This is a genomic window from Actinobaculum sp. oral taxon 183 str. F0552, assembly GCF_000466165.1.
Taxonomy (GTDB): Bacteria; Actinomycetota; Actinomycetes; order Actinomycetales; family Actinomycetaceae; genus Peptidiphaga.
Genome location: NZ_KE951446.1, coordinates 1 through 9,286, shown reverse-complemented (window position 1 = coordinate 9,286; position 9,286 = coordinate 1). Strand labels below are relative to the sequence as shown.

The 9,286-nt window shown below is 68.8% G+C and carries 8 protein-coding genes; all 8 read right to left on the bottom strand.

Annotated elements, in window-relative coordinates:
- Nucleotides 1-100: 100 nt before the first annotated feature.
- The 8 genes from dnaE to ftsZ all read right to left on the bottom strand — a co-directional run bounded on the left by dnaE (nt 101) and on the right by ftsZ (nt 9,097).
- The gene (gene dnaE / locus HMPREF0043_RS07310) at nt 101-3,637 is read right to left on the bottom strand and encodes a DNA polymerase III subunit alpha (RefSeq protein ID WP_021602362.1); all 3,537 of its coding nucleotides are present in this window, start codon (nt 3,635-3,637) and stop codon (nt 101-103) included.
- 126 nt (nt 3,638-3,763) lie between these two features.
- On the bottom strand, nt 3,764-4,693 hold the full coding sequence (locus HMPREF0043_RS07305) for an RluA family pseudouridine synthase (RefSeq protein WP_040318114.1): 930 nt from the start codon (nt 4,691-4,693) through the stop codon (nt 3,764-3,766).
- Nucleotides 4,686-5,318: a signal peptidase II gene (locus HMPREF0043_RS10775; RefSeq protein WP_021602360.1), complete on the bottom strand. Its 633-nt coding sequence runs from the start codon at nt 5,316-5,318 to the stop codon at nt 4,686-4,688. The genes HMPREF0043_RS07305 and HMPREF0043_RS10775 overlap by 8 nt, the downstream gene beginning before the upstream one ends.
- Nucleotides 5,319-5,379: 61 nt before the next feature.
- The gene (locus HMPREF0043_RS07295; RefSeq protein WP_442852611.1) at nt 5,380-5,997 is read right to left on the bottom strand and encodes a DivIVA domain-containing protein; all 618 of its coding nucleotides are present in this window, start codon (nt 5,995-5,997) and stop codon (nt 5,380-5,382) included.
- A 279-nt stretch (nt 5,998-6,276) separates the two neighbouring features.
- A complete protein-coding gene (locus HMPREF0043_RS07290; protein ID WP_021602358.1) occupies nt 6,277-6,561 on the bottom strand; it encodes a YggT family protein in 285 nt (94 codons plus the stop codon).
- Nucleotides 6,561-6,965, bottom strand: coding sequence for a cell division protein SepF (locus HMPREF0043_RS07285; protein ID WP_021602357.1), 405 nt, complete (start codon nt 6,963-6,965; stop codon nt 6,561-6,563). Before HMPREF0043_RS07285 ends, HMPREF0043_RS07290 begins: the two co-directional genes overlap by 1 nt.
- A 71-nt stretch (nt 6,966-7,036) precedes the next feature.
- Nucleotides 7,037-7,789 carry a polyphenol oxidase family protein gene (locus HMPREF0043_RS07280; RefSeq protein WP_021602356.1) on the bottom strand — a complete coding sequence of 251 codons (753 nt, stop codon included), beginning with the start codon at nt 7,787-7,789 and terminating at the stop codon, nt 7,037-7,039.
- 93 nt (nt 7,790-7,882) lie between these two features.
- Nucleotides 7,883-9,097, bottom strand: coding sequence for a cell division protein FtsZ (gene ftsZ / locus HMPREF0043_RS07275; protein ID WP_021602355.1), 1,215 nt, complete (start codon nt 9,095-9,097; stop codon nt 7,883-7,885).
- Between the last annotated feature and the right edge of the window lie 189 nt (nt 9,098-9,286).

Genomic DNA, 9,286 nt, shown 5'->3' with positions numbered 1-9,286 from the left:
CTGCCCGGCGGGGGCGAGGCCGCGGTCAGGCTCGTCGCCGCGCCCTCCGAGCGCCGGTGAGCCGGCCCGTCCGCCGCGCCGACGCCGAACGGGCCGGGCGTCACGCCCTCAGGCAGTTGCGCCCGAGAAGCACCCGCAGGTCGGAGAAGAGCCCGTCGCCGCGGCTGACGTAGTACTCCTCGGCGACCTGCACGACGCTCGTGAGGCCGGGCCGGTGGACGTGGAGGCGGACCGGGGCGGCGCCCGGGTACAGGGAGAGGACGCCCGCCAGGGAGCTCATGAGGTCCGCCGTGCACATGCGCTCGGGCAGCTGGATGTCGACCGGGGCGTCCGGGATGTCGGCCTGGGGAAGCGTCATGCTCTGAGCCGAGAGCTGGAGGGAGCCGTCCCTGTACTGGACCCGGCACGTCACGACGGCGACGGCGTCCTGGGCGAGCATGGTCGAGACCGTCTGGTAGGTGGCCGGGAAGAAGTTGATCTCGACGCTCCCCGTCAGGTCCTCGAGCATGATGGTCGCCCACAGCTTGCCGTTCTTCTTCGACACGCGCGGCTGGACGGACGTGATGAGCCCGGCCAGCGCGACGCTGCCGCCGTCGCGGGGGCCGTCCTCGTCGTTGACGAGCCGGACGATCGTCGTGTCGGCCGCGCGCTCCAGGGTGCGCTCCATGCCGGAGAGCGGATGGTCGGAGACGTACAGGCCGAGCATGTCGCGTTCGTGGTCGAGCTTGACCTTCTTGTCCCATTCGGGCAGGTCGGGGACGACGACGTGCACCCCCAACCCCAGGTCGGCGTCCGCACCGCCGAAGAGGTCGAACTGGCCGGCCGCCTCGTTCTTCTTCAGCGAGACGACGGCGTCGACGGCCTCCTCCGCCTTCGTCAGGAGCGCGCGCCGCGAGACGCCCATGGAGTCGAAGGCGCCGGCTTTGACCAGGCATTCGATCGCCCGCTTGTTGCACACCTGGAGGGGGACCTTGTCGAGGAAGTCCTGGAACGAGGTGAACTGCCCCTTCTGTCTGCGGGCCTGGACGATCCCCTCGACGACGTTGGCCCCGACGTTGCGGACGGCCGACAGGCCGATGCGGATCTCGTCGCCCACCGGGGAGAAGTCCGAGTCGGACTCGTTGACGTCGGGCACCAGGACGGTGATGCCCATGCGCCGGCACTCCCCCAGGTAGAGGGCGAGCTTGTCCTTGTTGTCCTTCTTCGAGGTCAGGAGGGCGGACATGAACTCGACCGGGTAGTTCGCCTTGAGGTAGGCGGTCCAGTAGGAGATCACCCCGTAGCAGGCCGAGTGCGACTTGTTGAAGGCGTACTGGGCGAAGGGCACGAGGGTGTCCCACAGCGTCTTGACGCATTCCTTCGAATAGCCGTTGGCCAGCATGCCCGCGGAGAACCCCTCGAACTGCTTGTTGAGCACCTCGCGGTTCTTCTTGCCCATGGCCTTGCGCAGCGTGTCGGCCTGCCCCATGGTGAAGCCCGCGCACACCCGCGCGATCTCCATGACCTGCTCCTGGTAGACGATCAGGCCGTAGGTCGTGGCCAGGATCTCCCCCAGAGGCTCGGCCAGCTCCGAATGGACCGGCGCGATCTCCTGGAGGCCGTTCTTGCGCAGGGCGTAGTTCGTGTGGGAGCCCATCCCCATCGGGCCGGGCCTGTAGAGGGCGGAGACGGCCGAGATGTCCTCGAACTCGGTGGGCTTCATCTGCTTGAGCAGGGTGCGCATGCCCGAGCCGTCGAGCTGGAAGACGCCGAGTGTGTCGGCCCGCTGGAGAAGCTCGAAGGTCTTGCCGTCGTCGAGGCCGACCTCCTCTATCTTGACCGGCGGCTTGCTGTTGTACTCGATGTTCTTCAGGGTGTCCTCGATCGTCGTGAGGTTCGACAGGCCGAGGAAGTCCATCTTCAGGATCCCGAGCTCCTCGCACAGCGGGTATTCGAACTGGGTGATCGTCGCGCCGTCGGAGGGACGCTTCATGATCGGGATGACGTCCATGAGGGGGGCGGAGGACATGAGCACCGCGCAGGCGTGCACGCCCCACTGGCGCGTCAGCCCCTCCAACCCCTTGGCCAGCTCGAAGGCGCGCCCGGCGTCGGCGTCGTCGGCCAGGAGGCTGCGGAAGTCCCCGGCCTCCACGTAGCGCTCGGCTTTGTCGTTGTAAACGTCGGCCAGGGCGATGTCCTTGCCCTGGACCGACGGCGGCAGGGCCTTCGTCAGCCGCTCGCCCATCTCGAAGGGGTAGCCGAGCACCCGCGAGGCGTCCTTGAGGGCCTGCTTGGTCTTGATCGTCCCGAACGTGACGACCTGCGCGACCTTCTCCGCGCCGTACTTCTTCTCCACGTACTCGATGACCTCTCCGCGGCGGCGCTCGTCGAAGTCGACGTCGATGTCGGGCATGGAGATGCGCTCGGGGTTGAGGAAGCGCTCGAAGAGCAGCCCGTGGGCGATCGGGTCCAGCTCGGTGATCTGCAGGGCGTAGGCCACCATGGAGCCCGCGCCGGAGCCTCGTCCCGGGCCGACCCGGATCCCGTTGCGCTTGGCCCACAGGATGTAGTCGGAGACGACGAGGAAGTAACCCGGGAACCCCATCTCCAGGATCACCCCCACCTCGTAGTCGGCCCGCTCGCGCACCGGGGCGGGGATGGCCTCGCCGAAGCGCAGGTGCAGGCCGCGCTCGACCTCCTTGACGAACCACGACGTGATGTCCTCCCCGGCCGGGACGGGGAATTCGGGCATGTAGTTGGCCCCCTCGGCGGCGGTGGTGAAGGAGACGTTGCAGCGTTCGGCCACGAGCAGCGTGTTCTCGCAGGCCCCCGGGAGGTCGCCGAACAGGTCCCACATGTCCTCGGTGGACCGCAGGTGGTAGCCGGTTCCGTCGAAGGTGAAGCGGTCGGGGTCCTGGAGGGTCGAGCCCGAGTTGATGCACAGCATGGCGTCCTGGATGGGCCCGTCCTCGGCCCTGACGTAGTGGGAGTCGTTCGTGGCCAGGAGGGGCGCGCCGATCTTCCCGGCCAGGTCGAGCAGCTCGCTGCGCACCCGCCGTTCGATGGCGTTGTCGTGGTCCATGACCTCGACGAAGTAGTTCTCGCGCCCGAACAGATCCTGCATGCGGCCGGCCGCGGCGTAGGCCTCCTCGAACTGGCCCAGGCGCAGCCGGGTCTGGACCTCCCCCGAGGGGCATCCGGCCGTGGCGATGAGGCCCTCGTGGTAGGTCTCCAGGAGGTCCATGTCCATGCGGGGCCACTTGCCCATCTGGCCCTCCAGGGAGGCCAGCGAGGCCATGCGGAAGAGGTTGTGGAGCCCCCTGTTGTCGTAGGCGAGGAGCGTCAGGTGCGTGTAGGCGCCGCGCGCGGAGACGTCGTCGGAGCGCTGGGTCTCGTCCCCCCACAGGACGCGGTCCGAGCCGCGCCGGGACGTGCCGGGGGTCATGTACGCCTCGACGCCGATGATCGGCTTGACTCCGGCGGCTTCGCACTCCCGGTAGAACTCGTAGGCCCCGAAGCAGTACCCGTGGTCGGTGATGGCGATCGCCGGCTGGCCCTGCGCCTTGGCCTCGGCCACGAGTTCGCCGATCTTCGCCGCCCCGTCGAGCATGGAGTACTCGGTGTGGACGTGCAGGTGCGCGAAGTCTTTGGATGTCATGCGGCAAGTCTAGTGGCGGGCCCGGCGGCCGTTAAGGGCCCGTCGCCTGGCGCGCCGAATCCGCCCGGACGCGCCGCCCAACCGTCGAGGCTCGGAGCCCGGCCGAATCCGCCCGTCGCCGGGCGGTCATCCGCGGACGCGCTCCCGCATGCCCTCGAGCGAACGGGCCAGGTCCTCCGGGTAGTCGGAGAAGAACTCGACCCACTCCCCGCTCGCCGGGTGCTCGAAGCCGAGTCTGACGGCGTGGAGCCATTGACGGTCCAGGCCGAGCCGTTCCGCCAGGACGGGGTCGGCGCCGTACACGGCGTCCCCCACGCACGGGTGGCCGACGGCGGACATGTGGACGCGGATCTGATGGGTGCGCCCGGTCAGGAGGCGTACGTTGAGCAGGCTGGCGGAGGGCATCGCCTCCAGGGTCTCGTAGCCGGTGACGGCGTTCCTGCCGTCCTCGCGCACCCCCATCTTCCACCGGTGGCGGAAGTCCCGCCCGATGGGAGCGTCGATCGTGCCCGCCGTCGGGTCGGGATGGCCCTGGACCAGGGCGTGGTATGCCTTGTTCACGGTCCGGTCGCGGAACGCCCGTTTCAGGAGCGTGTAGGCGAGCTCGGACTTGGCCACCACCATGCACCCCGACGTGCCGACGTCGAGTCGGTGGACGATTCCCTTGCGCTCGGGCGGGCCGGAGGTCGTCAGCCTCGTCCCCTCGGCCAGGAGGGTCCCCAGCACGTCGGGGCCGTCGAAGTTCAGGGACGGATGGGCGGCCATCCCCTGCGGCTTGTCGACCACGACGATGTCCCCGTCCTCGAACAGGCGCGGCAGGCCCGCCGGGCTCGGCCGCGGCTCGACGACCGCCGGCTCGGGCACGAGGATCTCCACCACGGAGTCTTGCTGAGCGCGGTCGGACTTGGAGGCGAGGCGGCCGTCGATCCACACCCCGCCCGTTTCGACGACTTTCGCGCACGCCGCCCTGGACATCCCGGTCATGCGCGCAAGGACGGCGTCCACCCGCTGCCCGGCGAGCCCTTCGGGCACCGGGTAGTAGCGCCGCTCAGCCATCCCCGCCGTCTTCGCCCGCCTGCGCGCCGGTCCCGCCGGCCGGGATGCGGCCGAGGTCGCCATCCGACTGCGACCCGTTGCGGGTCTCGCCGCCTCCCGCGCTCCGGGCGTCTCCGCCCCGCTCGCCGGAGCCGTCGCCGCCGTCGAAGAAGGAGATGGCCAGGAGCGCGAGGATGCCTCCGACCAGCGCGATGTCCGCGACGTTTCCGACGAACCAGTCGGAGTAGCCGATGAAGTCCACGACGTGTCCGCGCCCGACGCCCGGCTCCCGGACGAGCCGATCGGCGAAGTTGCCCGCCGCGCCGCCCCAGACGACGCCGAGGGCTATCGCCCAGGGAGCCGACCGGCTACGCGCGATGACGAACGGCAGGGCGAGGACGACCGCGCAGGAGACGGCCGTAAACACCCAGGTGGCCCCGGTGCCGAAGGAGAACGCCGCGCCGGGGTTGAAGTGGAGGGTGAACGTGAGGAACCTGCCCAGCACGCGCACCGTCCGCCCGTCCCCCAGAGCGTCGAGCGCCCACTGCTTGCTCGCCTGGTCGACGGCGAGCGTCACGAGGGCGCAGGCGAACGCAGCGACGACAGGCCCGCGACGCCTCCCTGCCCCGGACTCCTCTGTCGTCACTGCGTCCTCCCCGACGACGGGCGGCGGCAGCCCGCAGCTGCCGCCGCCGCGCGGTCGCTACTCAGCGCTGCTCGCCGGTAGGCACGGAACCGACCTCCACGTCCGCCAGGAGCGACTCGAGGTAGCTCTTCAGGCGAGTCCGGTAATCGCGTTCGAAATCGCGGAGCTCGGAGATCTTGCGTTCGAGCAGGCCCCGCTCTTGTTCAAGTTGCGTGAGAGTGCGGTTGTGCTGTTCTTCGGCCTCGGCGATGATCCTCTGGCCCTCGGTGTTCGCCTCGGTGAGGATCCGCTCGGACTCCGCCTTGCCGTCGCTGATGTACTTGTCGTGCAGTTGCTGGGCGAGGGCGAGCATTCCGGTGACGGCCGTCGCGTCGTTGCCACCCGACGCTCCCCCTCCGGTCGGAGCGAAAGAGGCGGTGTTGGCAGCGGAGTACGGAGCGTCCGCGGGTGCGCCGGGGGCCGGGGCGCCCGCGTTCTCCAATTCGGTGATGCGAGCCTGGGCGACCTTCAGCTGGTTCTCAAGCTCGGTCTTCTGCTTGGTTAGCTGGGCGATCGTCTCGGCGACCTCATCCAGGAAGTAGTCGACCTGGTCCAAGTCGTAGCCCTGTTCCACGGATGCGGGCGTTTTGAAACGAGCGTTCAGAACATCGGATTCAGTGAGCAGCGCCATGTGTGTCATTCACCTCTATGAGTCGGGTAACTTTCCTGAGCGGGCGAAGAACGCCGCCTACAAATAGGCTACCCGAAATTGGTACCGATGTTCACCGTGTGAATGATGATCTTCGCGCTGAGCAAACAGCACGAAGGGGAGTTTTCCGCGGAATGGCCGGGAAAACTCCAGCTCTAACTTTTGTGAAATTCGATCGGGATTGGGAGGGATCCCCCTTCGAAACGGGCCCGGACGAAGCCTCGACCCAGACGATGGTCCCACCCGCCCGCCCGCTCCGCGGGCCCGGAGTCACAGGGCCAGGAGGATCCTCGTCAGGAGACTCAGGGCCAGGATGAGGACGATGAATCCCAGGTCGAGCGCGATCGCCCCGATCCTGAGCGGCGGGATGAACCTGCCGAGGAACCTCAGGGGAGGATCGGTCAACCGGTAGACCGCGTTCGTCGCCAGGAGCCCCACGCCGCTCGGCCGCCAGTCCTGGGCCGTCATCTCGACGATGTCGAGGACGACCCGCGCCAGGAGAACGAAGAAGTAAGCCTGGACGACCGCGATGAGTACTCCGATGACGAAGGACATCAGAACGCCGACGCACCCTCCGCGGCATGCTCATCCATCGTCACGGTGTGAGGAGTCATGAGCAGGACGTCGTCGGAGACCTTGTTGAGCTGGCCCTCCAGCCCGAAGCACAGGCCCAGGGCGAAGTCGACGATCCGCTTGCGGGTCTCGTCGTCGGCGTCGGTGAGGTTGAGGATCACCGGCAGCCCCGAGCGGTACTGGACGGCGAAGGCCCTGACTTCGGAGAAGGAACGCGGATGCACGGTCACGATGCGCGCGAGTTGCGGCACCGAGGAGACGGAGTGAATCGGGGTGACGTCAGCCTCGTACTCCTCGTCGGAGTACTCGTCGTAGGCGTCGTCATACTCCTCGTATTCCTCGGAGTTCAACGTCGCTTTGTCTACAAAGCGCTGAAACATTCCCATTGGCAGCTTCTCTTTCACTCGTGATCATCTGCCCCAACAACGTATTTCACTTTTCTCCGCGGACCGGCGATTTAGGCGGGCGTGTCGCGAGTTGCCTCCGCGATTCCAGCGAAACGCCCGGCCTTTCCGCCCGCGGCGCAAGCGCGGCGATGCGAGAAGTACGCCGGGTCCTCGAAGGTGCAGACGCCGAGCAGGCGGACCTCCTCCACGCCCCGGGACGCCAGTTGCCGGACGAGGGCGCGGGGGATGTCGACGGAGGGAGTCCCCCACGAGGTCGTGGCCGCGGCCCCCGGCGCGAGGGCGTCGGCCTCGTCTCGCATGGACGGCGGGACCTCGTAGCATCGGCCGCAGATCGACGGGCCGAGCACCGCCGAGACGTCCTCGCCTCCGCGCCTTCGCAGCTCGTCCACGGCCTTGACCGCGATTCCGGCGAGAAGGCCGCCGCGCCCCACGTGGACCGCGGCCGCCAGCGGGCGGTTCCCGGTCAGGAGGAGCAGCGGCACGCAGTCGGCCACCATGACGGCGGCGGCCGATCGCCCGGCGCCGGGATCGACGACGAGTGCGTCGGTCGCCTTCGCGGTGACGCCGGCCCGCGCCGCCGCGAGGGCGTCGCCGTGGACTTGGTCCATCCAGGCCAGTCCGGGCGCCTCGAGTTCGAGCAGCCTCCGGTTCTCGGCGACCGCCTCGGGGTCGTCGCCTACGTGGAAGCCCAGATTGAGACCGGCGTAGGAGCCCGTCGACACACCGCCCGCGCGGGCGGTGAACCCTGCGCGCAGGCGGCCTCCGGGGACCTCGCGGTCGACGACCCATTCGACGAGTCCCATGCCCGTTCCTCCCCGCGCAGGCGATCCCGCCCACGCTTCGATGCGATCGGCTCTCCCGCTCTGCGGCGGGCTCGTGGCCGGACCGTTACTTGTTTACTTGTCGTCGAAGAGGAATGCGGGGATATCCAGATCGCGGCTGTGCCGCGGCCGATCCTTGACGACCGGCGGGATGACGGGCTCGGGATCGTGGACGGGGGCGATCGTCGGGCTGGGCGCCACCACGGGGGCGTCGGCCACGGGTCGAGTCGGCGTGGCGAAGCCGCTCGTGGCCGGCGAATCGCCCGACCGGTCGTCGATGTGGGCGGGGATGCTGGGCACGGCCTGGGCGTGGGAGGCCGTGCGGCTGACCTGATACTCCTCTTCGTCGGGTTCGTCGAAGCCGGCGGCGATGACCGTGACCCGGACCAGGTCGCCCAGCGAGTCGTCGATGATGTGGCCGAAGATGATGTTGGCGCTGGGGTCGGCCGCCTCCTGGACGAGCTTGGAGGCGTTGTTCATCTCCGTCAGCGAGAAGTTCTCCCCCGACTGGAAGGACAGGAGGACCCCGTGCGCGCCGTCGATGCTCGCCTCCAGCAGAGGCGAGGAGATGGCCGCCTCGGCCGCGCGCATGGCCCGGTCGTCTCCCGTCGCCTCGCCGATGCCCATGAGGGCCGTCCCGGCGTCCTTCATGATGGCCTTGACGTCCGCGAAGTCGAGGTTGACCAGGCCGGGGATCGTGATGAGGTCCGAGATGCCCTTGACGCCGTTGCGCAGGACCTCGTCGGCCAAGTGGTAGGCCTCCAGGACTGTGAGGTTGTCGTCGGCGATCTCCAGGAGGCGGTCGTTGGGGATGACGATGAGGGTGTCGACGGACTTGCGCAGCTCGGCCAGACCCGCCGTCGCGTTGTTCGCGCGCTGGCGCCCCTCGAAGGCGAAGGGACGGGTGACCACCCCGACGGTCAGGGCGCCGATACTCCGTGCGATCTCGGCGACGACGGGCGCCGCGCCGGTGCCCGTGCCGCCGCCCTCGCCGGCGGTCACGAAGACCATGTCGGCGTCGTCGAGGGCGGAGCGGATCATCTCGGAGTTCTCCTCCGCCGCGCGGCGGCCCACCGCGGGATCCGCGCCGGCGCCCAGGCCGCGGGAGACCTCCCTGCCGATGTCGAGCTTCGTCTCCGCCTCTGACTTGACCAGGGACTGCCCGTCGGTGTTGATGGCGATGAACTCGACGCCGGCAAGCCCGTCCTGGATCATGCGGTCGACGGCGTTGACGCCGCCGCCGCCGACGCCGATGACCTTGATGTTCGCACCATTGTTGAGAGCGGGCATCGTTCCATCATTCCTTTCAAACCTCAAGCGCTACTTGAGGGTTTTCGCATCTGGCTTCGCGGACAAGGTAAAGGTCATGCTCACGCGGTTCAACGACCCGGCGGGGCGTGTCGCGAACTCGGATCGCCCCGGCCCCGGCGCGGCGGATCGGCGCGGTCCGCGCCCGGGCGGACCCGGGCGGGCGCGGAC

Bases quoted from the DNA above. Each gene is read 5' to 3' on its own strand.
- dnaE (WP_021602362.1), bottom strand. From the start codon at position 3,637: ATGACATCCAAAGACTTCGCGCACCTGCACGTCCACACCGAGTACTCC.
- HMPREF0043_RS07305 (WP_040318114.1), bottom strand. From the start codon at position 4,693: ATGGCTGAGCGGCGCTACTACCCGGTGCCCGAAGGGCTCGCCGGGCAG.
- HMPREF0043_RS07295 (WP_442852611.1), bottom strand. From the start codon at position 5,997: ATGACACACATGGCGCTGCTCACTGAATCCGATGTTCTGAACGCTCGT.
- HMPREF0043_RS07290 (WP_021602358.1), bottom strand. From the start codon at position 6,561: ATGTCCTTCGTCATCGGAGTACTCATCGCGGTCGTCCAGGCTTACTTC.
- HMPREF0043_RS07285 (WP_021602357.1), bottom strand. From the start codon at position 6,965: ATGGGAATGTTTCAGCGCTTTGTAGACAAAGCGACGTTGAACTCCGAG.
- HMPREF0043_RS07280 (WP_021602356.1), bottom strand. From the start codon at position 7,789: ATGGGACTCGTCGAATGGGTCGTCGACCGCGAGGTCCCCGGAGGCCGC.
- ftsZ (WP_021602355.1), bottom strand. From the start codon at position 9,097: ATGCCCGCTCTCAACAATGGTGCGAACATCAAGGTCATCGGCGTCGGC.